The sequence below is a fragment of the Lysobacter firmicutimachus genome (assembly GCF_037027445.1).
In the GTDB taxonomy this organism is placed as follows: domain Bacteria; phylum Pseudomonadota; class Gammaproteobacteria; order Xanthomonadales; family Xanthomonadaceae; genus Lysobacter; species Lysobacter firmicutimachus.
Window position 1 is genome coordinate 5030827 of the sequence record NZ_JBANDL010000002.1, and the last position, 20620, is coordinate 5051446.

Annotated in this window: 18 protein-coding genes; 8 read left to right on the forward strand and 10 right to left on the reverse strand. The window is 69.7% G+C overall.

Going from position 1 to position 20620, the window contains the following annotated elements; all coding sequences use genetic code 11:
• Positions 1–392: 392 nt before the first annotated feature.
• The 6 genes from V2J18_RS21660 to V2J18_RS21685 all read right to left on the reverse strand — a co-directional run bounded on the left by V2J18_RS21660 (position 393) and on the right by V2J18_RS21685 (position 6343).
• A complete protein-coding gene (locus V2J18_RS21660; protein WP_336132863.1) occupies positions 393–1298 on the reverse strand; it encodes a 5'-nucleotidase, lipoprotein e(P4) family in 906 nt (301 codons plus the stop codon).
• 73 nt (positions 1299–1371) lie between these two features.
• Positions 1372–1932, reverse strand: a complete 561-nt coding sequence (locus V2J18_RS21665; RefSeq protein WP_186442598.1) for a hypothetical protein — start codon at positions 1930–1932, stop codon at positions 1372–1374.
• Between the two features lie 64 nt (positions 1933–1996).
• Positions 1997–2506: a GNAT family N-acetyltransferase gene (locus V2J18_RS21670; protein WP_336132864.1), complete on the reverse strand. Its 510-nt coding sequence runs from the start codon at positions 2504–2506 to the stop codon at positions 1997–1999.
• A 104-nt stretch (positions 2507–2610) separates the two neighbouring features.
• Positions 2611–3636: a DUF4272 domain-containing protein gene (locus V2J18_RS21675; protein WP_336132865.1), complete on the reverse strand. Its 1026-nt coding sequence runs from the start codon at positions 3634–3636 to the stop codon at positions 2611–2613.
• A 97-nt stretch (positions 3637–3733) separates the two neighbouring features.
• Positions 3734–4321 carry an HNH endonuclease gene (locus V2J18_RS21680; protein WP_336132866.1) on the reverse strand — a complete coding sequence of 196 codons (588 nt, stop codon included), beginning with the start codon at positions 4319–4321 and terminating at the stop codon, positions 3734–3736.
• 39 nt (positions 4322–4360) lie between these two features.
• Entirely contained in the window at positions 4361–6343 is a 1983-nt protein-coding gene (locus tag V2J18_RS21685) for a UvrD-helicase domain-containing protein (RefSeq protein ID WP_336132867.1), read from the reverse strand.
• Between the two features lie 235 nt (positions 6344–6578).
• On the opposite strand from V2J18_RS21685, the gene V2J18_RS21690 reads away from it, so the two are divergent.
• Positions 6579–7316, forward strand: coding sequence for an SEL1-like repeat protein (locus V2J18_RS21690; RefSeq protein ID WP_336132868.1), 738 nt, complete (start codon positions 6579–6581; stop codon positions 7314–7316).
• A gap of 110 nt (positions 7317–7426) precedes the next feature.
• Positions 7427–8053 (forward strand): thymidine kinase, encoded by a 627-nt coding sequence (locus V2J18_RS21695; RefSeq protein ID WP_064748546.1) that lies wholly within the window; start codon positions 7427–7429, stop codon positions 8051–8053.
• 233 nt (positions 8054–8286) lie between these two features.
• On the opposite strand, the gene V2J18_RS21700 is transcribed toward V2J18_RS21695, so the two are convergent.
• Complete coding sequence (locus tag V2J18_RS21700) at positions 8287–9114, reverse strand: nucleotidyltransferase domain-containing protein (protein ID WP_064748545.1); 828 nt, start codon at positions 9112–9114, stop codon at positions 8287–8289.
• Positions 9115–9240: 126 nt separating this feature from the next.
• Here V2J18_RS21700 and V2J18_RS21705 point away from each other — a divergent pair, with 126 nt between their 5' ends.
• Positions 9241–9768, forward strand: a complete 528-nt coding sequence (locus V2J18_RS21705; RefSeq protein ID WP_064748544.1) for a GNAT family N-acetyltransferase — start codon at positions 9241–9243, stop codon at positions 9766–9768.
• 4 nt (positions 9769–9772) lie between these two features.
• Complete coding sequence (locus V2J18_RS21710; protein WP_336132869.1) at positions 9773–10390, forward strand: YiiX family permuted papain-like enzyme; 618 nt, start codon at positions 9773–9775, stop codon at positions 10388–10390.
• On the opposite strand, the gene V2J18_RS21715 is transcribed toward V2J18_RS21710, so the two are convergent.
• The gene (locus tag V2J18_RS21715; RefSeq protein WP_336132870.1) at positions 10300–11673 is read right to left on the reverse strand and encodes a hypothetical protein; all 1374 of its coding nucleotides are present in this window, start codon (positions 11671–11673) and stop codon (positions 10300–10302) included. The genes V2J18_RS21710 and V2J18_RS21715 overlap by 91 nt on opposite strands.
• 88 nt (positions 11674–11761) lie before the next feature.
• Entirely contained in the window at positions 11762–12406 is a 645-nt protein-coding gene (locus tag V2J18_RS21720) for a DUF938 domain-containing protein (RefSeq protein WP_336132871.1), read from the reverse strand.
• Between the two features lie 178 nt (positions 12407–12584).
• Here V2J18_RS21720 and V2J18_RS21725 point away from each other — a divergent pair, with 178 nt between their 5' ends.
• Both V2J18_RS21725 and V2J18_RS21730 read left to right on the forward strand, forming a co-directional pair.
• Positions 12585–13448, forward strand: a complete 864-nt coding sequence (locus V2J18_RS21725; protein ID WP_336132872.1) for a helix-turn-helix transcriptional regulator — start codon at positions 12585–12587, stop codon at positions 13446–13448.
• On the forward strand, positions 13448–14764 hold the full coding sequence (locus tag V2J18_RS21730) for a type II toxin-antitoxin system HipA family toxin (RefSeq protein WP_336132874.1): 1317 nt from the start codon (positions 13448–13450) through the stop codon (positions 14762–14764). The genes V2J18_RS21725 and V2J18_RS21730 overlap by 1 nt, the downstream gene beginning before the upstream one ends.
• 26 nt (positions 14765–14790) lie before the next feature.
• Here V2J18_RS21730 and V2J18_RS21735 read toward each other — a convergent pair whose 3' ends face one another.
• Complete coding sequence (locus V2J18_RS21735) at positions 14791–16239, reverse strand: Hsp70 family protein (RefSeq protein WP_336132875.1); 1449 nt, start codon at positions 16237–16239, stop codon at positions 14791–14793.
• 164 nt (positions 16240–16403) lie between these two features.
• On the opposite strand from V2J18_RS21735, the gene V2J18_RS21740 reads away from it, so the two are divergent.
• On the forward strand, positions 16404–18998 hold the full coding sequence (locus tag V2J18_RS21740; RefSeq protein ID WP_336132876.1) for a DEAD/DEAH box helicase: 2595 nt from the start codon (positions 16404–16406) through the stop codon (positions 18996–18998).
• On the forward strand, positions 18995–20362 hold the full coding sequence (locus V2J18_RS23195) for a ribonuclease H-like domain-containing protein (RefSeq protein ID WP_425606088.1): 1368 nt from the start codon (positions 18995–18997) through the stop codon (positions 20360–20362). Before V2J18_RS21740 ends, V2J18_RS23195 begins: the two co-directional genes overlap by 4 nt.
• Positions 20363–20620: the final 258 nt, after the last annotated feature.

Here is a 20620-nt window from a genome sequence, read left to right on the forward strand (position 1 = left end):
GCCGCCGTTGCATTCGCCCGCGCATCGCCGCTCGCGGCGGGAAATGCGCGCGGTGCTCGCGAAGCGACTACGCCGTCGCGCGTTTTCGCCGCTGCATCCGCATGGCCGGCAGAGGCCACGACGACAACGGCTTCGAGCGCGCGCGAGGCGATAGCAGCGATACGACCGGGAGTGCTCGGGATCGCGCAAGAACATCGCCAAAGAAAAAGGAGGCGCGAGGCCTCCTTGCAAAACCGGCTTGCGCCGGCAGATGTCGAGTTGTGGCACGGCCCCGGCTGGCACCGGGATGGGTGCAGCCTAGCGCCGACCTCAAGTTAACGCAATACCTGAAGAAACAAGATTTAAGTGTTTGATTTATATAAATCTATTGTCGCTTTTCCAGCGGAGATGGCTCAGGGCGCCACGTCCAGCGCGGCGCGCTTGGCCGTGCGGCGGGCCTCGCGCGGCTGACCGTAGTCGTTGTTGAAGGTCATCGCCTCCCACGAACCGTAGCTCGGGTTGGGCAGCATCCACCAGCGTTCGCCGAACCAGTCGTGGTACTGCTGCAGCAAGGCGTCGCGACCTTCCGGCGTGTTCGCCACGACCTGCACGAAGTCGCCCATCTGGTCGCCGAACTGCATCAGCACGCGGTACTGGCGGCCGGCCAACAGGCGCCGGCAGTTCTTTTCGCTGCCGTTCTGCTCGCAGCCCTCGACCACCGTGCCCAGGCCAAGGAACACCTGATCGTCGGCGACCGGCAGGCCGGCGCTGCGCAGGTTGGCCAGGGTCGCGTCCTTCAGGTGCACGGCACGGTTGGACAGGTACAGAATCGTCACGCCCTTGGCCTGCGCGGCCTTGGCGAAATCGACCACGCCCGGCAGCGGCTTGGCCTTCTTTTCCGCGACCCAGGCGTCCCAGGTCGCTTCGTCGTATTCCTTGCCGTCGCGCACCAGGCGCGCCTGGTACGGCGAGTTGTCGAGCACGGTCTCGTCGACGTCCATGACCACCGCCGGCTTCAGGCCCTTGGCCGGATTGCCGCGCTCCTCGGGCACCAGCGCGTCCCAGTTCGGCTGCTTCAGCGCGAGGTCGAGCTTGTCGGCGGCGGCGCGGTAGATCGTCTCGGTGCTGGCGCGGTACTCGACCGCGCGCTGCATCCACAGCACCGCATTGAGGTTGTCGTCGGCCTGCCCGGCGGCGGGCTTGGCGGCCGGCGCGGCGACGGATGCGGCCGGCGCCGCGGTCTGGCCCGGCTGGGGCTTGCAGGCGGCCAGCGCCACGGTGGCGGCGAGGACGGCGATAGGCAGGGCGCGGATGTGCATGCGCGAGAGGTCCCGGGAAACGGCCGAGTTTAGGCCGTGGCGCAAAACCGTGTCGAGCGCGGCCGGCCCCGCGTCAGGGCGATTGCGCGGCGGCGGCGCGGCGCGCGCGCCAGGACGCGCGGCGCAAGGTCAGCGCGACGCCGCGCTCGCGCGCATCGCGGACCACCTCGTCGACCCAAGGCCGCGACACCAGGTAACTGCTGCCCCGCATCGCCGCTTCGTCGGCGACCACATCGCGGCGCAGGTCGATCCGCGCCTTGCCGCGATACCAATCCAAGGCGAGGTCGTCGTGACGCTGGCGCGGATCGGCGCAGCCTGCGCGGCCGAGCTGGACCAGCAAGATCGCCTGCGAGCGCGGCCAGTACACCCGCACGGTGTCGTGGTCCTGATCGGGATGTTCGATCACCCGCCCGATGTGGAACGTGTTGGTGCCGCCCGGGCCGTCAGCGTCGAGCAATTGCTGCAACAGGGCGACCAGGCAGGGATAGTCCGGGTGGCGGTCGGCAGGCGAACTGCCGAGCTCGGCTTCGGCGGCGGCCGGCAGCGCCCTCGCCAGGCCCAGGGCCAGGACCCAGGCGCGCAGCGGCGGAGAGAGCCGGCATTGAACGAAGCGATGCGCGCGGCGGCGGCTCATCTTCGGCATGTCCCTATCCCGTCCTTGCGCTTCGTGCAGCGGCCCGATGCCGCGGCGGTGATGTCTAGCCGTTCGCGGCCGCCACCGGCGCGATCTGCAGCGATACCTGCCTGCGCCCCTGCGCGACCCATTGCGTGCCGACCTCGGCGAAACCGTAGCGGGCGTGGAAGCGGCTGGACGCCTGGTTGAACGGCACGATGTAGAACTCGCAGGCGACGCGCTCGAAGTCGCCCTCGCGGGCGAAACCGAACAGATCGTCGTAGAGCAATCCGCCGAGTCCGCGCCCGCGATGACTGCCCGCGACCGCGATCCGGTCGACGTAGAGGAACGCCGGATAACGTTCGCCGAACCACAAGTAGTTGGGGCTGTCGTAGGCGGCGCCCTCGCGCATCGCCAGCAGGAACGCGACCACCTCGTCGCCGTCGCAGACCACCCGGTGATAGGCCGACGCGCGTTCCAGCTCGAGCAGCCGCGCGGCGTCCATCGGACTCATCAAGTCCTCCGACTCCAGATTGAGGGCGAGGATGGCCGGATGGTCGGCGCAGGCGGCGTCGCGGACGATGAAAGAAGACATGGCGGCCCGATGCATGAAAGCTGGAAGATAACGGATCGGCGGCAAAAATCAGCAGCCACCGGGCGAGCGGCCGGCTTCTGGCGCCGATCCCTGGTCTGCTGTCCCTAGGTGGGCGTACCGACCTCGTCCCAATCCTGCTCGTCGAAGCGCAGCAACCAGTTGAGGGCGTAGTGGCGCTCGTACACGACGCTGGGGTGCAAGCCGATCGGCGGCTCGCGTTCGTCCAGACGGGCCTGGCGCACCAGCCAGTGGCGACGGTAGATCGCGTCCAGGGCGTCGAGCAGTTCGGCGGTGGGACGCAACCGGGCCTGGGCGATGCGCGCCTCGTCGGCCTCGGCGATCGCGACCCGGGCGACATCGGCGGCGTCGCAGGTCGCGGTCGGCTCGGGCAAGGCCTCGCGCAAGCCCAGCGCCCATTGCAGCAGCGCCGCGCTTTCGTAGCGCCAGCCCTGGTCGGCCCAGGCTTCCTCATCCGGCGCTTGGGCGTCGATGAAGTCGCGCTCGGCCGGGCTCAGCGCGGCGACGCCGGGGCCGAGCTTGGCCGCGATTTCCTGGGTCGACAGCGGCTGCGAATGCAACGACTCGGCGCGCACCGCGACCGCGCACAGGGCCAGCATCCGCCGCATGCTTTCTTCGCTTCCGCGCAGCCGCACCTCGCCTTCGCCGAGCACCGGCGGCAGGTGCGCCGGCGGCTGCGCGCCGAGCGCGCGCAAGGCCCGCTCGCTGCGCGCCTTGCGCTCGCGCGCGTCGGCCGGGTACGGCAGCGCCGCATCGGCCTCCACCGGCGGTTCGCCGCGGCTGACCAGGACGTTGCCGGCGGCATCGCGCACGCTGCCGTCGGGCAGGAAGCAGATCGCGTTGGCGGCCTGGCCCCAGGCGGTCAGGGCGTCGAAGGCGTCGTCCTCGACCTCGAAGCTGTAGTGGGTCTGGACCCGTTGCAGGTGCCGGATCACCGCGAAGGTGCGCGCGTCCATGCCCTGTTCGACCGTGCCCAGCACATAGCCGACGAACCCCTGCAGATGCGGCACCAGTTCCGGATCGCTGCGGTCGCGGCGGTTGGCCGGCGCGCGCGCAAACTCCGGCGCCGGCGGCGCGGCGAGGGTGGAATAGGCGTTGATCAGCAGGGTCATGGCGATCCGCTCGGTGGGTTCGGCAGCGGCCAGCCTAGCCAATTCAGACGTCAAATGCCTACGAAGACATGTCCGTCCTGCCCAGTCGATCCCCTGCTCACACCACCTCCCCCGTACTGTCCTCTGCTCGCCGCAAAACCCAAGCAACCGTTGCAGGATTAATCTTCCCTTGCCCCCAATGAACACTGGTTTTCTGCGAGAGTTCTTTCATTGCCTTGCACACCCGGAGCAGCGTCGTTTCCGGATCGGAAAATCTGGAGAAAGGTTTCTCCCCAAAAATTACTTCGTACTCCTGAAATCCGCGCTGCTGCCAGTAGCCCCCATAGAAAACGGCAGCATGCGCACGCAACCAAGTCCACATAAATTCTGGATCAGCCACATTCGGCGCTTCCGAATGACACTGCGCACATAGCAGCACCAGATTACTCGGCTGCTCCCCGCCCCCCAAAGCACGCGGGACAATATGGCATCGTTGAAGTTTTCGCTTTCCTGTACAGCGCCAACAGCGATTCTTCGCCTCATCCCAATCAACGGACAAGCCACATTCACTTTGACGGGATGCCCAATAGTCGACAATTTCACAATGAGTAACAGGGGATATTTTCATTTCGTCGGAATCACCCCGTAAGAACAACGCCAATCCAAGCGACAAAAAATCCCGCTTCGTCGACAAAGACACAGTCATCCGGCACAGATGAGTTTAACGTTCAATCTCGATCTGGCCTCAGCCCTCTTCCAACAGGGCCTTGATCGCCGCGAATCCGGCCATCGAGCGCTCGCGCTTGCGCGCCGCGTCGGCGACCGGGTCGGCGCCGTCGCGCTGCAGTTCTTCCGCCGGCAACTCGTCGATGAAGCGGCTGGGCTTGAGCCGGATCCGCTCGCCCCAGCGCTGGGTCTCGCGCGAATGCGACAGGTACAGCACTTCCTTGGCGCGGGTGATCCCCACGTACATCAGCCGGCGCTCCTCGTCGAGGCGGCCTTCGTCGAGGCTGGCGTCGTGCGGCAGGTTGCCGTCCTCGACGCCGACGATGAACACGAAGCGGAACTCCAGGCCCTTGGCCGCGTGCAGGCTCATCAGCCGCACCTGGTTGCCGGGCTCGCCCTTGTCGGCGTGCGACAGCAGCGCCAGCTGCGCCGCCAGTTCGCCGGGGCCGGAGCCGCGGCCGCCGTCGAACCAGCCCGACAGTTCCTCCAGGTTTTCCTTGCGCCGCTGGAAGCTGGCCTCGTCCTTGCACTGCGCGCGCATCGCCGACAGCAGGCCGCTGCGCTCGGCGAGCACGCCGACCAGTTCGGCCGGGCTGATCTTCTGCGCCTGGTCGCGCAAATAGCGCACGATCTGGACGAAGCCGTCCAGGGCGGTGCCGGCGCGCGGGGTCAGCTGCTTGATCGCGTGGATCGACTCGGCCATGCGCGACATCGGCAACTGCGCGTTCTGGGCCATTTCGGCCAGCTTGGCCAGGGTGGTGGCGCCGATCTCGCGCTTGGGCGAGGTCACCGCGCGCAGGAAGGCGGTGTCGTCGTCGGGATTGGCGATCAGGCGCAGCCAGGACAGCGCGTCCTTGACCTCGCCGCGCTCCAGGAACGCGGTGCCGCCGCTGAGGTGGTAGGGCACGCGCAGCAGCTGCAGCGCTTTTTCCAGCGCGCGGCTCTGGTGGTTGCCGCGGAACAGGATGCAGAAATCGCTCCACGGCGCCTGGTGCTTCTGTGCCAGGAAGTGGATCTCGGCGGCGACCTTCTCCGCTTCGTGGGCGCTGTCGCGGCATTCCCAGACCTTGATCCGCTCGCCGTCGGCCTGGTCGCTCCACAGAGTCTTGGGGTGTTCGTGCGGGTTGTTGGCGATCAGCGCGTTGGCCGCGCGCAGCACCCGGTTGCTGCAGCGGTAGTTCTGCTCCAGCTTGATGATCTGCAGGCTGGGATAGTCCTTGCCCAGTTCGAGCAGGTTGTCGGGATTGGCGCCGCGCCAGGCGTAGATGGACTGGTCGTCGTCGCCCACGCAGGTGAACAGGCCCTTCGGTCCGGCCAGGGCCTTGAGCAGGCGGTACTGAGCGTCGTTGGTGTCCTGGCATTCGTCGACCAACAGGTAGCCGATGCGCTCGCGCCAGGCCAGCTGCAGGTCGGTGTGGCTTTCCAGCAGCTCCACCGGCAGCCGGATCAGGTCGTCGAAGTCGACCGCGTTGAAGGTGGTCAGGCGCGACTGGTAGCGCTCGTACAGCACCGCGGCCTCGATCTCGCGCGGGGTGCGCGAGGCCGCCATCGCCTCGCCCGGCGACAGGCCGGCGTTCTTGGCCCGCGAGATCAGGTTGCGCATGTCCTCGAGCACGTCGGGCTTGGTCCCGGCCGGCATCAGGTCCTTGACCTGGGCCGCGCTGTCGTCGCTGTCGAACACGCTGAAGCCGCGCCGCAGGCCGGCCTTGGCGTGCTCGATCTGCAGGAACTTCAGGCCCAGGGCGTGGAAGGTGCAGATGGTCAGGCCGTCGGCGCCGTCGCCGCGGATCCGCTTGGCCACGCGCTCGCGCATTTCCTTGGCCGACTTGTTGGTGAACGTGATCGCGGCGATGCGCTTGGCCGGCATGCGGCCGCTGGCGATCAGGTGGGCGATCTTCTCGACGATCACGCGGGTCTTGCCGCTGCCCGCGCCGGCGAGCACGAGCAGGGGGCCGTCGGTGTGCAGGACGGCGGCGCGCTGGGGGGGATTGAGGCCTTGCATGCGATCTTCGTCGCCGGCGGGGAGCCGGCCCGGGCGCGGCAGTTTAGCCGACCGGCCGCGACCGGGCCGAGCGCGCCGGCGGGTACCGGCGAGTAAATGGGCGGCACCCCGTCCGTGCGGGACGAATCCGGCCGAAATCGCGATCGATGCGATTCCCGTCCGCCCCGGCGCGGCGTATGGTTCGCTGCATGGGGCCCGGCCGCGAAGCCGCCGCCCCCACCGAGGAGGACCCGGCATGAAACGGCTGCTCACACTCGCAATCGCCCTCGGCGGCGCGTTCGCCGCCCCCGTCCTGGCCGCACCGGACGACGCCTCGGCAGCCGCCGACGCGGTCGGCGCCGACAGCGACCGCATGCAGCGCGAGCAGTTCGACCTGCGCAGCCGCATGGCCAAGACCCATCCCAACGAGTTGTGGCGCCTGTACGGCAGTCAGGCCGCCGCGCGCGGCGCCTGGGACGACGCCTTCCGCCATTTCCGCCGAGCGGCGCGCTACGCCGACAAGTATTCGCAGCACCGGCTGAGCCTGATGTACTGGTACGGCCTGGGGGCGCCGCAGGACTGCTCGCTGGCCTACGCCTGGGCCGACCTGGCCGCCGAACGCCAGTACCCGCAGTTCGCGATCCTGCGCGAGAAGATGTGGCAGGCACTGGGAGAGGCCGAGCGCGAACGCGCCCTGCGCGAAGGCGGCGCGCTGTACGACGAATACGGCGACCGCGCCGCCAAGCCGCGCTTCGAACGCGCGCTGGCGCGGTCCAAGCGCGAGATCACCGGCAGCCGTACCGGCGACGTCGGCCAGCTGCAGGTCATGACCCCCGGCCCGGCCCGCCTGTTCGAGCCCGGCGCCATCGACCTGACCGCGATGTACCACGACTGGCGCTTCGACAGCGCGCGCTACTGGGCGGCCGAGGACGTGGTCTGGCGCGACGGCAACGTCGAGGTCGGCCCGGCGCAGACCGCGCCGCGCACGAACTGAACCCGCCGGGGGCGGCCCCTACACCGCCCCCGGCGGACCGGCCGCTGCGGCGCCCGTCGCGGGCGCCGTCAAGTCTGTGGCGCGGACCGGGCGCGGCCTACACTGCACGCATGGCCAAGCTCTATTTCTATTATTCGGCGATGAACGCCGGCAAGACCACGACGTTGCTGCAGTCGGCGCACAACTACCGCGAACGCGGCATGCGCGTGGCGATCCTCACCCCGCGCCTGGACGACCGCGCCGGGCGCGGCACGGTGGCCTCGCGCATCGGCCTGCGCGCCGACGGCGTGGCCTTCGATCGCGACCAGGACCTGGAAGCGCTGATCCGTGCCGACATCGCCGCGCGCAGCGCGCTGCATTGCGTACTGGTCGACGAGGCCCAGTTCCTGACCAAGGCCCAGGTCTGGCAGCTCAGCGAGGTGGTCGACGCGCTGCGCATTCCGGTGCTGTGCTACGGCCTGCGCACGGATTTCCGCGGCGAGCTGTTCGAGGGCAGCCAATACCTGCTGGCCTGGGCCGACGAACTCAGCGAGATCAAGACCATCTGCCACTCGGGCAAGAAGGCGACCATGAACGTGCGCGTCGACGGCAGCGGGCGCGCGGTGCAGGACGGGCCGCAGGTCGAGATCGGCGGCAACGACCGCTACATCTCGGTCTCGCGCGCCGAGTACAAGAAGGTGATGCGCGGCGAGGGCACGATCGAGCCGCTGCAGCCGCCGCTGCCGTTGTCGAACTGAGGCGCGCGCCGGGCCCCCGGACGGGCGGAGGAGGCAAGGCAGAAGCCAATCCGCCCTTCCCCCGTTTTCAAGCGGGGACGACTTGCGGCGGCGGCGGCCTGGCGCGCGTTCGCGAGAATTCGCTTCCGCTTTCAAGTGGCCCCTAGGAAAATTGGGGGCTGACGCGGGCATCGTCCGGATGCCCGCGTCGCGGCGGCGCCGGGGGATTCGCTCTTGCTCGGCGCTCTACCCGCTCACCCCAGCGCCGAGCGGAAGTACGCGTCCAGCGCCTGCTGCCGCCCGCCGCCGGCGGGCAACGACGGCGGCGGCGCCTGCATCCGCGCCAACTCGGCTTCGAGGAAATCGCTGATCGCGGCGATCCGCGGCCCGGCCTCGGTTTCGGCGCTGCGCCGCTTGCGCTCCAGCAGGGCGTCGATGGCCGCACGCACCGGCCCGTCCGGCAGCAGGGGTTCCAGCAGGTGTTCGAACGCCATCGGCGGCGGCGTGCGCTCACGTTCGATCCATTGACAGGCCAGCACCGGGCGCAGCGCGTACAGGTACTTCTTGGTGCGGATCGCCTCGCCGCCGAGGTGACCGCGGAAGGTGCCGCTGGCCAGGCTCAAATAGTGGTGCCAGGCCGCGATCGGCGAGTAGCACTGCTCGGCCAGCCGGCGCAGGCCGGGGCCCAGCACGGGGTCCTCGCGGTACACCACCGGCGAGCGCACCCATTCCAGCAGGGTCGGGTTGGACTTGGACAACAGGCGCAAGGCCTTGCGCAGGTCCCAGCCGCTGACGTCCAGGTCGTGCTCGATCGGCAGCTCGATCACGTCGCGCTGCGGCTGGTTCGGACCGGTCAGCTCGTTGACGGTCAGGTACCAGTCGCGCTCGTGCACGTAGACGAAGCGCGCGTCGTAGTCGCTGTCGGGCGAGGAGAAGCCCCAGCCGCGGCTGCCCGACTCGCAGGCATAGACGATCCGCACCGCGTGCTCGCGCTCGATCGCCGCCAGGGCGTCTAGCACCGCGCGGCGCTTGTCGTCGGCGATGGGATGCAATAGTTCGGGCGGAGCGGACAGGACGGTCATGCGCGGACGACGACAGCGGACGGCCGTCCAGTCTAGCCGCGTCGCCGCGCCGACTTCATCGTCGCCACACCGGCGCCCGCCACTGTCGTATCGTTGCCCGCGTCCTCACTCCCGCCCGCTCGCCCGATGCCGCCGACCCTGCCGATCCAGACCGAACGCCTGCTGCTGCGCGAACTCACCCCCGCCGACGCGCCTTTCATCCTCGAACTGGTCACCGACCCGGCCTTCCTGCAGAACATCGGCGACCGCGGGGTGCGCGATCTGGACACCGCCGCGCGCTACATCGCCGACGGCCCGGCGGCCAGCTACGCCCGCAACGGCTTCGGCCTGTGGCGGGTCGAACTGCGCGACGGCGGCGAACCGATCGGCATGTGCGGCCTGCTGCGCCGCGATGCCCTGCCCGACCCGGACATCGGCTACGCCTACCTGCCGCGCCATCGCGCGCGCGGCTACGCGCAGGAGGCCGGCGCGGCGGTGCTGCGCTACGCGCGCGATGTGCTGGCGCTGCCGCGGGTGCTGGCGATCGTCCATCCGGCCAACGCCGCCTCGATCCGGGTGCTGGAGCGCCTGGGCCTGCGCGACGAAGGCACGATGCGCATGAACGGCGAAAGCCACGACGTGCGCCTGTTCGCCACCGCGCCGGTCGCGGACTGAACCCATGCGCCGCGCGCCGACCCCGCTGTTCGCCCCGCTGTTCGCCTTGCTGCTGGCGGCCAGCGCGGCGGCGCAGGCGCGGCTGCCGGCCGTGCGCGACGGCGACCTGATCTTCCAGGTCTCGCGCTCCTCACAAAGCCAGGCGATCCAGCGCGCGACCGGCTCGCGCTACAGCCATATGGGCGTGATCCTGCACCGCGACGGCCGGCCTTACGTGTTCGAAGCGATCGACCCGGTCTCCTACACCCCGCTGGCGACCTGGATCGCGCGCGGCGAACGCGGCCACTACGTGCTCAAGCGCCTGCGCACGCCACCGGACGCGGCCCAGCAGGCGCGGCTGCGTGCGCAGGCGGCGCCGTTCCTCGGCCGGCGCTACGACCTGGCGTTCGAATGGTCGGACCGGCGCATCTACTGCAGCGAGCTGGCCTGGAAGCTGTACAAGCGCGGACTCGGCCTGCGCATCGGCCAGACCCGGCCGCTGCGCAGCTTCCGCCTCGACGATCCGGCGGTGAAGGCCAAGCTGCGCGAGCGTTACGGCAAACGCGTGCCGCTGGACGAGCCGGTGATCGCGCCGGCGGCGATGTTCGATTCGCCTTTGCTGCGTACCGTCGCTTCGGGCTGAACCCAGGCCCCGCGCAGCCGCGCCCGGCCATCGACCAGATCGGTCCAGACCGCATAGGCCCTGCCGCCGGCCAGGGCCAGTTGCGGGAAGCCGGTGCCGCGGCCGCGGCCGCGCACCTGGGCCAGATTCAATCGCTGCCGTTCCTGCGCCAGATCCGGCGCCAACCGCGCCAACTGCAGGCGCTGTCCATCGCGATCCTCGCGCAGCCACAGCACCCAGGCCTGATCCGCATCCAATGCAAGATCGACCCGGCCCTGGACGGCTTCGCCGCGGTCCAGGATCAAGGGCGCGCCGAAGCGCTCGCCGCCGTCGGCGCTGGCGGCGACCCGCACCGACGGCGCCTCGCCGGCGCCGGTGTACCAGGCCACCAGGGCGCGGTCGCCTTGGGCCGCGACCGCCGGCCCGTTGACCGGACACCCCGGCATCACCCAGCCGTCGCCGTGCACCGGTTGCGGCGGCGTCCAGGCGCCGTCGACCAGACGGGTCGCGGCGATGTCGCGCACCTCCTGCTCGCCGCGGTCGCGGTAGACCAGCAAGGCGCCGCGCGCGGTCGCGACGGCGTCGGTCTGGCAGCAGTCGCAGGTGCGGGTATCGAGTACCGCTTCGCCGGAACGTTTGAGGTCGGCGCCGAAACGCACGCTGCGCAAGGTCATGGCGCCGCCGTGGCCGGCGTGTTCGCCATGGCCCTCGCCTTTGCCGCTGGCGCGGCCGTCGAGCCACGCCACCCGCATCGCGTCGGCGCCCTCGGCCCACAGCGAAACGAAGCCGTGTTCGGTCGCGGTGCCGTCGTCGTTGACCGCCAACGGCGCCGACCAATGCGCGCCGCCGTCGGCCGAGCGCACCAGCACCACGTCGTAGGCGTAGGGTGCGGCGCCCGACTTGCGCAGCCAATGGGCCCACAGCGCGCCGTCGGCCGCCATCGCCAAGTGCGGCGTGTCGGCCCAGTTCACGAACCAGTCGCGGCCGTGCGCGACGGTCCGCGGCGCGCCGCGCCAGCGCCCGTTCGCATCGGCCTGGGCGAACTTCAGCGCGTGCAGGCCCTCGCGCGATTCGATCCACGACAGCAGCAGGCCGCCGTCGGGGGTGGCGATCAGATCCGGCTGGGCGCCGCCGTCGACCGGCAGCGGCCAGTCGTCGACCTGCCAAGGCGGCGAGGCGGCTGCGGCCGGCGTCGGGTTCGCCGCCGAAACCGCGGCGCGTTGCGGCGCCTGGGACGTATCGCAGGCGACGACGGCCAACGCGGCCAGGGCCGGCAACCAACGACGGATCGAAGAAGGAAGCATCGGCGCAGACCCACAGCGAGGACGGCGCCATTGTGCGGGGCGGCGGCCCGTCGCCGTCAACGCCGATACGCGGCATTTCGCCGCGCACTCAAGCGCCGCGCCGCCAGACCCGGCAGCGGTTGTTGGCCGGCATGGCCAGGTCGGCGGCCAGGGCCAGGCCGTGGCCGGCGGCCAAGGCGTCGACCGCCTCGGCATCGCGCAGGCCCGACGCCGGATCGCGCGCCTTCAGCCAGGCATCGAATTCGCGGTTGCTGTCGCTGGTGTAACGCCCTTGGTAATTGAACGGCCCATAGACCGCGACCGTGGCCTGCGCGGCCAGCACCGCCGCCAAGCCGGCGAAGAGCGCCTCGACCTGCGGCCAACTCATGATGTGCAGGGTGTTGGCGCTGAACGCCGCATCAAAACCCGGCCCGCGTCTGTCCGCTGCGGGCGGCGGCGCCGGCAACGGCACCAGCCCGGTCGCCGACCCGGCCACCGCCTCCAGCGCGATCGGTGCCGGCGTGTTCGCCAGCCCCGCCTCGTCCAGCCACAGCCGGATGCCGGGCAGGTGCTCGGCGCGATCCGAACACTGCCAGCGCAGCCACGGCATCGCCGCGGCGAAGTGCACCGCGTGCTGGCCGGTGCCGCTGCCGATCTCCAGCACCTCGCGGCGATCGGCGAAGCATTCGCGCAGCACGGCCAGGATGGGCTCGCGGTTGCGCTCGCAGGCGGGGGAATGGGGTCGTCCTGGCATCGGTATTTCCTAAGGATCAGCGCGCCGGCCTATCGGCGGATGGCATGCCTTTGCCAGCGCAGCCCGACTATGTAACCGATCGACGACATTAGCCAAATGTAATCGATCGTCGACATTCACCTGATGTACACGAACGGCGACATAATAAGTTAGTCAACGATCGCTGACTTCCGCCGCCATGCCCATCATCAAGACCCCGCAAGATCTGGCCGCCGTGATCCGCAGCCGCCGCAAACAACTCGGCTGGGATCAGGCGACGCTCGCGCGCCAGGCAGGAGTCAGTCGTCAATGGGTGATTGATGTGGAAAAGGGCAAACCTCGCGCCGAACTGGAACTGATACTGCGCAGTTTGAACGCATTAGGCTTGTCTTTGACGAGCGCAGTCCTCGAAGGGCCAGCTACGCAGAATGCGGTCGATGCGTCCCGCGCACGACCCGATCGAACCCGGCGAAGCAAGTCTCGCTCGGATATCGCCTCTGCTCCAAGATCCGCCACGACGGAAGAATCCAGCACCAGCGCTGCCGCGCGGCTGGCCGAACTGAGTCGTTCGCAGCCGAACTCCGCGGCAGCGGCCATTCTGCGTAGTTCCAGTGTTTTGCGACAAGCGGCCCAACTCGCTCCGCCGAGACAATCCAAATCCGCCGCGGAAATTCTGAGAAGCTCCACCACGTTGCGGGCCGCCGCCCAACTCGCCCAGCCACCGCTACCCAAGTCCGCCGCCGAAATCCTGAGAAGCTCCACCACGTTGCGGGCCGTCGCCCAACTCGCCCGGCCACCGCTACCCAAGTCCGCCGCAGAGATCCTGCGCGGCTCCAGCGCGCTGCGAGCGGCCACTCAATTCGTCGAACGCCCGCAGCCGCAATCGGCCGCACAATTGTTGGCCGCAACCGGTACGCGCAAAGGCAAGGCCGACGCTGCGACCTCCCCCCGCGCGCCCCAGCCGCGGAAGCCGAAGGACGCCAAAACCAAGGCGAAGAAGAAACCGGCCTCGGAAAAATCCGCCGCCTCCGATAGCAGCGTGAAAAAAGGAAAGAAGCGCTGATGGAGCTTTGGACACTGCTCAACGGGCAACATATCGGAACCGTATGGACCGATCGGGCCGGCGGCCTCCATTTCCGCTATGAAAGCGCTTGGCGCGACTCGCCCGAAGCGATCCCTCTTTCTCTTTGCTTGCCGTTCTCCTTCGAAAGCTTCGACCAAGAAAGGATTTCGGCGGTGCTTTGGGGCTTGCTCCCGGACAACGCACACACCTTGCAACGCTGGGCTCAGGCCTACCAAGTGTCGGCCAGCAACCCCGTAGCCCTGCTTGCGCACGTGGGCGAAGACTGTGCCGGCGCTTTGCAGTTCATCAAGCCCGAGCGTCTGCAGGACTTGCTCGAAGGAAAAATGGACGGCCAAGAGCCGCTGGACGAGGCGGACATCGCCGATCGGTTGCGCCGCCTTCGCCAGGACAGCGGCGCGTCACGCCGACCCGACGATGTCGGCCAGTTCAGCCTGGCCGGCGCGCAGCCGAAGATCGCCCTGCTCGAAGAAGATGCTCGGTGGTATGTTCCGAGCGGCCGGATTCCCACTACCCATATCCTCAAGCCGCCCAGCGGGGATTTCGACGGATTCGCCGAAAACGAGCATTTCTGCCTGCGTCTTGCGGCCGAACTGGGAATGAACTCCGCGCGAACGCAGGTCGTTCGATTCGGGAACGAGAAAGCGATATGCGTGGAGCGCTACGACCGTGATCGGCGCGAAGACGGCGCTTGGCAGCGAATCCATCAGGAAGATTTCTGCCAAGCGCTGGCAACGCCTCCTCAACGCAAGTACCAGAACCAAGGCGGCCCTTCGCCAAAGAGCATGGCCGCCTTGCTCAGATTGCATTCGAGCGATGCCAGAGAAGACGTCGAACAGCTGTTCCTCGCATTGGGCTTCAATTGGATGATCGCCGGAACCGACGCGCATGCGAAGAACTACTCGCTGCTCCTCGGAGAACGCGGCGCCATTCGTCTGGCGCCGCTATACGACATCTCCAGCGTGCTTCCGTACAAGAAACGCCTGCAGAGAAAGATCAACTTGGCGATGAAGATCGGAAATCACTATCGCTGGTGGGACGTCAACATCAACGATTGGATTTCGCTGAGTTCGGAGCTGTCCCTCGAACCGGGTTTCGTCGTCGATGTCCTCAAGGGGATGGCATCCCAGCTGCCGGACCTGGCGCTGACGGAGGCCAGGCGAATGCGGGAAGACGGCCTGGATCACCCGATCCTCCCCCGGCTCACCGACGAGATCCAGAAGTCTTGCCTGCGGGCATCGCGATTGCTGTCGCTGCCGTCGCGCGTGCGCGCCAAGGGAGAAGCGCCTGTCGCGTAATCGGCTGGCTCCGCGACGACCTTGGCTCACCCCTTGCGCAACGCCGCGAACGCCAGCCCCGACACCACGCCCAGCGAAGGATCGCCGGCGACCTGCTTGGCGTCCGGGAAGCAGCGGCGCACGGCTTCGCGCACGTAGGGCGCGCGCGACATGCCGCCGGTCAGGAACACGGTCGCGGGCGGCTCGCCGATGTCCGCCGCGACTTCGGCCAGCAGTTCGCCGACGAAGCCGAGGAAGGGCTCGGCGGCCTGGCCCAGGTCGGCCGCGCTCGATGCCAGGCCGAGGCCGGTTTCGATGTAGTCGAGTTCGACGCGGCTGTCGGCCTGGCTGCTGAGCCGGATCTTGGTCGCTTCGACCGCGCGGCTGAGGCGGGTGGTGTTGCCGGTCTGCTGCAAGGCGATCAGGCGCGGACCGAACGGGGCCTCGACCTCGCGATAGCTGTCGCGGCGCTGGAAGTCGCGCTGGCGCACCACGTCGTGCACGGTCGCGGCCTCGACGAAGTGGTGCGCCGGCACCCGGGTGGCGCCCTTGCCGAACAGCGGCATGAAGCGCGACAGGCTCAGCGACAGGTCGACATCGACGCCGCCGCGGGCGATGCCCCAGGAACCGAGCACGACCGGGGCCTGGTCGCCGCCGACTTCGGCCAGGGTCACGTCGGTGGTGCCGCCGCCGATGTCGACCACCAGGGTGCGGTGGCGGTGCGCGCTCTGCGCGTGGTAGCCCAGCGCCGCCGCCACCGGCTCTTCGAGGAACTCGACCTCGTCGAAGCCGGCGCCCTGCGCGGCCTCGGTCAGGATCGCCAGGGCCTGGTCGCCGCCGGCCGCGCCCATCGAGCTGCGGAACTGCACCGGCCGCCCCAGCACCGCCGCGCGCACGTTGGCGCCGAGCTGCTGGCTGGCGCTGAGGCGGATGTGTTCGAGGATGTAGCCGGCGATGCCGACGATGGTCTGGCGCACGTTCGGCGCCAACTGGTAGCCGAGCATGGACTTGGGCGACTGCACCAGGTTGCCGAAGCCTTCGCTCAGGTAGGCCTCGACCGCGTCCTCGCCGTAGACCGCGTTCTGCAGGGTCGCGGCCGAAGCGCGCGCCTCGCGCACCTGTTGTTCCAGCCATTGCCGGCGCACGGCGCGGATCGCGTCGCGGCGCAGGTCGGCCTCATTGCGCTGCGCCGGCGCCGGGATCAGCGCCAACGCGGCCTCGCGCTGTTCGGCGGGCAGGCGCGCGGCCTGCTCGCGCCGGGCCTGGGCCTCGTTGAACGCGCGGGTCTGCTGGGCGCGGGCGCTGCGCACCAGGGCATCGACCTCGGCCTCCAGCGCATCGGTCAGCTCGAACCGGCTCGGGTCGGGCACCGCCTCGGGAAAGTACACGGTGGTGCGGAACTGGCGTTCCTCGCCGAACTGGACCGTGCGCACCGCGCCGTCGATCACCGCCGCGGCGGCGGAGTAGCTGGTGCCGAAATCGATGCCGATCTTCATGGGACTGGAGCGTTTTGCGGCGCGCAAGGATACCCGCTGCGCGGCGCCGCGGCCTGAATCGCATGTGGCCGGAGGCGGGAACGCCCCGCATGCGGCCGTCTCATACGCTGAGACCCGCGTCGCGTACAACGAGACTCCCGTTCGTCGCCGGTAGCCCGCCGCCCATGTCCGCCCTGATCGATCCGTCCCCGCGCGACCTCGTCCCCGCCGCGCAGCGCTCGCAGGCCCTGGCGCGCAGCGAGGAGGCGATCGACGCCGGCCACGGCGGCGCCCTGGCCGAGCGGCTGCAGCGCCGCTACCGCGACCGCATCACCGGCGCCTTCACCCTGCCCGGCCGCGAGGGCCGCTACGCGCCGCTGCCGGAGGATCTGCCCGAACCGCTGCGGCGGGCGTTGCGCGCACGCGGGATCGAGCGGCTCTACAGCCATCAGGCCGAGGCCTGGGCCGCGACCCAGGCCGGCGAGGACGTGGCGGTGGTGACCCCGACCGCCTCGGGCAAGTCGCTGTGCTACACCCTGCCGGTGGTGGCCGCGGCCATGGCCGGCGCCCGCGGCGCGCCGGCGTCGAAAGCGCTGTACCTGTTTCCGACCAAGGCCCTGGCCCAGGACCAGGTCGCCGAGCTGCTGGAGCTCAACCGCGCCGGCGACCTCGGGGTGAAAGCCTTCACCTTCGACGGCGACACCCCCGGCGACGCGCGCCAGGCGATCCGCCTGCACGGCGACATCGTGGTCTCCAACCCCGACATGCTGCACCAGGCGATCCTGCCGCATCACACCAAATGGGCGCAGTTCTTCGAGAACCTGCGTTACGTGGTGATCGACGAGATCCACACCTACCGCGGCGTGTTCGGCAGCCACGTCGCCAACGTGCTGCGCCGGCTGCAGCGGATCTGCGCCTTCTACGGCGCGCGGCCGCAGTTCATCCTGTGCTCGGCGACGATCGGCAATCCGCAGGCCCACGCCGAGGCGCTGATCGAGCGTCCGGTGCGGGCGATCCTGGAATCCGGCGCCCCGACCGGCGACAAGCACGTGCTGCTGTGGAACCCGCCAGTGATCAATCCCGACCTGGGCCTGCGCGCCTCGGCGCGCTCGCAGAGCAACCGCATCGCCCGCATCGCGATCAAGGCCGGGCTGAAGACCCTGGTGTTCGCCCAGACCCGGCTGATGGTCGAGGTGCTGACCAAATACCTCAAGGACGTGTTCGACCACGATCCGCGCAAGCCGGCGCGGATCCGCGCCTATCGCGGCGGCTACCTGCCGAGCGAGCGGCGCGAGGCCGAGCGGGCGATGCGCGATGGCCGCATCGACGGCATCGTCTCGACCTCGGCGCTGGAACTGGGCGTGGACATCGGCAGCCTCGACGTGGTCGTGCTCAACGGCTACCCGGGCTCGGTCGCCGCGACCTGGCAGCGCTTCGGCCGCGCCGGGCGCCGCCGGCAGCCGGCGCTGGGCGTGCTGGTGGCCAATTCGCAGCCGCTCGACCAGTACATGGTGCGGCATCCGGACTTCTTCGCCGACGCGCCGCCCGAACACGCGCGCATCGCCCCCGACCAGCCGCTGGTGCTGTTCGACCACATCCGCTGCGCCGCGTTCGAGCTGCCGTTCCAGCACGGCGAAGGCTTCGGTCCGATCGATCCGGCGGTGTTCCTGGAAGCGCTGGCCGAAACCGGCGTGGTCCACCGCGAGGGCGAGCGCTGGGAATGGATCGCCGACAGCTACCCGGCCAACGCGGTCAGCCTGCGCTCGGTCGCCGACGGCAACTTCGTCGTGGTCGACCGCAGCGACGGCCGTCAGGCGATCATCGCCGAGGTCGACTACTCGGCCGCGGCGCTGACCCTGTACGAAGGCGCGATCCACATGGTGCAGTCGGTGCCCTACCAGGTCGAGCGGCTGGACTGGGACGGGCGCAAGGCCTATGTCGCCCGCACCCACGTCGACTACTACACCGACTCGATCGACTACACCAAGCTCAAGGTGCTGGACCGCTTCGACGGCGGCGGCGCCGGACGCGGCGACAGCCACCACGGCGAAGTGCACGTGGTCCGGCGCGTGGCCGGTTACAAGAAGATCCGCTACTACACGCACGAGAACATCGGCTACGGCCCGGTCAACCTGCCCGACCAGGAGCTGCACACCACCGCGGTGTGGTGGCAACTGCCGCAGGGCGTGCTGCTGTCGCGCTTCGATTCGCGCCAGGACGCGCTGGACGGTTTCCTCGGCGCCGCGCACGCGCTGCACGTGGTCGCCACCGTGGCGGTGATGGCCGACGCGCGCGACCTGCAGAAATCGGTCGGCAACGGCGACGGCGCCTGGTTCGCGACCCAGGACGCGAGCGGCCGCGGCCAGTTGCGCGGGGTCGAGTCCGAGGTCGCGGCCGGGTCGCTGGCGACCCTGGAGGTGCAGCAGTTCGTGCCCACCGTATATCTGTACGACAACTTCCCCGGCGGGGTCGGCCTCAGCGAACCGCTGTGGCGGCGCCAGGCCGAGCTGGTCCAGCGCGCGCGCGAACTGGTCGGCCGCTGCGACTGCCGCGCCGGCTGCCCGGCCTGCGTCGGCCCGGTGCTGGCCGCCGACGAGGACCGCAGCGGTGCGGCGACGCCGAAGGCGTTGGCCTTGAAGGTGTTGGCGCTGCTTGGCGAAGACTCGGGCGACGGTGCATCGCTCGACGCGGACGAGTTCGACGAGGCCTCGCACGAGCCAGACCGGCTCGTCTCAAGCTCGCGCGAGCAGATCCTGCTCGGCGAGGACGGCGCGGCGTGAGCTTGGACCTGGCCAAACTGCGCCTGTTGCAACGGCAGGCGGGGCAGACCGAGGGGAGTTCAGCGCCGGCGGCCGCCTCGCCGCCCGCACCGATGGCGCAGGCCGCGACGCCGGCATCATCCGCGGCCGCAAGCGCAGGCCGTCGCCATGCCGCGGACGCACAGCGCATTCCCCGCGCCGACGCCGGCGCTCCCGCCGTCGAAGAACGGAGGCTGGGGGGGCTTCGCTCTGCGCTCGGAACATCCACGCCCAGGCCGCATCCATCGCCACAGCGAACGTCCGTCTCTGTCGCCGCCACCGACATTCCTTTTCTGGACGATGCGCAAAGGCGCTCTCCCGCCACCGACAGCGAGCAACTGCGTCGCCTGATCGCCTTGCGCGAGCGCAAGCCCGGCACGGATACGGCCGTCGCGGTGGTCGCCGCACCATCGGCGTTCGCGGTCGGCAACGCACCCGGACAAACCGCGGCCGGACCGGCCGCCGTGGGTGACCAAGCGCCGGCTCCCGCCCGCGCCGCCCGCACCGACATCGATGCCCTGCGCCGGCTGATCGCCTTGCGCGAACGCAAACCGCTGCCGGCCGTGGCGGACGCTGGACCGCCCGCGTTCGACGTCGCGCCCTCCGCCGCCGGCGCCCCGCCCGACCTCCTCCCGCGGCGTTCGCTCGACCGTTCCTTGCCGGGCGAGGAAATCGCCCCCGGCCTGTACTTCCAACAAGCGCACTTGCCGCTGCCGCTGCCGGCCTCGGCGCTGTCGCTGGGCTTCGCCAAGCGCGCCGACGAAACCGTCGAACCGCAACGCCTGCTGTTCTTCGACACCGAAACCACCGGCCTGGCCGGCGGCACCGGCACCCGTGCCTTCATGATCGGGGCCGCCGACTGGCATCGCGATCCGCTGCATGGCGACGGCCTGCGCATTCGCCAACTGACCATCGCCAGCCTCGCCGCCGAGCCGGCGATGCTGCGCGAGTTCGCCGGCTGGCTATCGCCGGACACGGTGCTGTCGAGCTACAACGGCCGCTGCTACGACGCACCGCTGCTCAACACCCGCTATCGGCTTGCGCGCCTGCCCAATCCGCTGAGCGGGCTCGACCATGTCGACCTGCTGTTTCCGACCCGGCGGCTGTACCGCGGGGTGTGGGAGAACTGCAAGCTGGCGACGATCGAGCGCGAACTGCTGCGCATCCTGCGCGAAGACGACCTGCCGGGCGCGCAAGCGCCCGCGGCGTGGCTGCAATACCTGCGCGGCGGCAGCGCCGCGCTGCTGCGCCGGGTGATCGCGCACAACCATCAGGACGTGGCGACCCTGGCCCAGTTGCTGCCGCGCCTGGTCCAGGCCCACGCCGAGCTGGCCGCCGCGGAGTAGGAACGACGCAAGTCGCGACCGCGACACCGCAACGGCGACGCAAGCGGCCACAACGCATGGCGGCTGATGACGCGCCTACCAAAAGACAGGCGGAGGCTTGCCGCCCGGTTCGCTGCAGCGGGCAAGGGCGCGGTCGCGACTTGCGTCGCTCCTACCCCGATGCCGGCCCTGCGGCCTGTCGCCTGCAAGGGCCGCAAACCGCACAGTCCGGCGCGTTCCCGCGCCATCGGCGCCGGCTACACTGCGCGACCCGCGGCC